This window comes from Mesorhizobium sp. P5_C1, from assembly GCF_054049815.1.
The window spans coordinates 1-2,368 of sequence record NZ_JBFULQ010000711.1 but is presented as its reverse complement, the minus strand read 5'-3'; the positions used below and the strand labels follow the sequence as shown (position 1 = coordinate 2,368).

Here is a 2,368-nt window from a genome sequence, read left to right as displayed (position 1 = left end):
GCCATGTGAGTGCGTGCGAACTTGCGACAGCGCTCATCCGTGTTTATTTGGCGTTCGACCCAACGTCGCCAGTCAGGATATGACAAGGCAATGCGCTCCGCTTCGAGGAGGCTTACGCCGTGCCTAGAGCGAAGCTCTTTGATGTGAATTATCCAACGATCTCGATCTGCCATGGACGATCTTACTGTTTCTTGTAGGGACCGCGTTTGCCCGGCTTCGGCGCAACGGCGTCCATCTTCTCGCAAAGATCGTCCATGTCGATCCCTCCCATGCTTTGCTCTAAGCTTATAGGAGAGTTCGACAGGAAACGGGTGGCGGCACTAATGCCAAACGGCCAGACTCCCGACATACCACGGGAGAATTACCGATGTTTGGAATGTTGTCGTTCCATGAAATTGCAGCAAGACGCGGTGACGGTCTTCGCCCAGAGTTTTTCAGGTTACTTCCTCAACAGTCCCTTCGTGAAGTCCTGACACTCATCCAAGGTGGGCTAGCTGAAACCAATCAATCGTCACCTTCCGATACGGGCCGCGAACGGTCGGTTTCTCAGCTTCTTTCGCCTCGACAAGCGCAACGAAGTCGCTGACCTTCCAAGCTTGCTGGTAACGCGGGCGGCCATTGCCGGGGTCATGCGCAGCGAAGCATGCGCGGCCAACTGTGCGGACCGCGCCCCTGAATTGCAGGGCGGGCCGGCATTGCCGCCGGCCCGGAACTGCGTCGTGCCTATTCCGCCGCCTCGTAGCCGGCGATGCCCTTGATCTCGAGGAAATCCTCAAGACCGTATTCGGCATATTCGCGGCCGTTGCCCGACTGCTTGTAGCCGCCGAACGGCAGGCCGGCGTCCCAGGTCGGATAGTTGATGTAGACATTGCCTGTGCGCATGCGCGCCGCCACTTCGCGCGCTTTCTGCATGTCCTTGGCCTGGATGTAGGAGGCAAGGCCGTAGACCGTATCGTTGGCGGTTTCGATCACCTCCTCGACGCTGTCATAGGGCATGATCGCCAGCACCGGTCCGAAGACCTCCTCGCGCGCGATCCGCATGTCGTGGGTGACATCGGCGAACACGGTCGGCTGGACGTAGTAGCCGCGGTTGAGTTCGGCCGGACGGCCCGGGCCGCCGGCGACCAGCGTGGCACCTTCTTCGATGCCGCTCTGGATCAGCTCCTGGATCTTGTCGAACTGGACCTGGCTGACGACCGGGCCGAGCTTGGTGCCGGCCGCATCCGCCGGGCCGACTGTGAACTTTTCCGCCGCGGCCTTGGCATAGCCGGCGGCCTCGTCATGGCGGTCGCGCGGCACGAACATGCGCGTCGGCGCATTGCAGGACTGGCCGCTGTTGCCGAAGCAGCCGGCGACGCCCTTGGTGACGGCCTTCGCGAGGTCGACATCGCCAAACAGGATGTTGGCCGACTTGCCGCCGAGCTCCTGATGCACGCGCTTGACCGTATCGGCGGCGGCCTTGGCCACCAGGATGCCGGCGCGGGTCGAACCGGTGAACGACATCATGTCGATGTCGGGGTGGCTGGACAGCGCCTGGCCAACGCCCGGTCCGTCGCCATTGACGAGGTTGAAGACGCCCTTCGGCACGCCGGCCTCGTCCAGGATTTCGGCGAAGATGATGCCGTCGAGCGGCGCGATCTCGGACGGCTTCAGCACCATGGTGCAGCCGGCGGCAAGGGCGGGACCGACCTTGCAGGTGATCTGGTTGAGCGGCCAGTTCCACGGCGTGATCAGGCCGACGACGCCGATCGGCTCCTTGACCACCAGCGAGCTGCCCTTGACATGGCGGAACTCGAAGCTCTTCAGCACGTCGGCCATCTTCTGCAGATGCGCGAGGCCGACGCCGACCTGGCTGTCGAGCGCGAACTGGCGCGGCGCACCCATTTCGCGCGATACGGCGAGCGCCAGATCGGCGCTGCGTTTCTTGTAGACCTCGATGATGCGGTTCAAGAGTTCGAGCCGCTCGCCGACTTCGGTGAAGCCAAAGGTGGTGAAGGCGCGCTTGGCGGCGGCCACCGCCTTGTCGACATCGGCCTTGGAGCCGAGCGAGATCTGCGCGAAGGCATCCTCATTCGACGGATCGATGACGTCGAATGTGTTGGGCACAACAGGATCGACCCACGCGCCATCGATATAGAACTGCAGATTGTGTGACATGGTTTTCTCCTTGGGGTGCGCCGCATGGCTTTGCCGGCCGTCATATGTGGCTGGAGATAACGATGCACAAACGCCGCTGTCAAACGCAAGAGCCAAGTGATTGAGCCAGCCGTGTGCAATATGCCAGTTACGCTTTAGCGGAAGCGGTGAAGAACCGCCGTCGAGTTCCTTCGCGCCCCCCTCTGTCCTGCCGGACATCTCCCCCACAAGG

The 2,368-nt window shown here is 62.1% G+C and carries 1 protein-coding gene; it reads right to left on the bottom strand.

Annotation, left to right across the window (positions count from 1 at the left end; translation table 11 throughout):
- Positions 1–723: 723 nt before the first annotated feature.
- On the bottom strand, positions 724–2,157 hold the full coding sequence (locus ACXJ7R_RS30245; protein ID WP_457155023.1) for an aldehyde dehydrogenase family protein: 1,434 nt from the start codon (positions 2,155–2,157) through the stop codon (positions 724–726).
- Between the last annotated feature and the right edge of the window lie 211 nt (positions 2,158–2,368).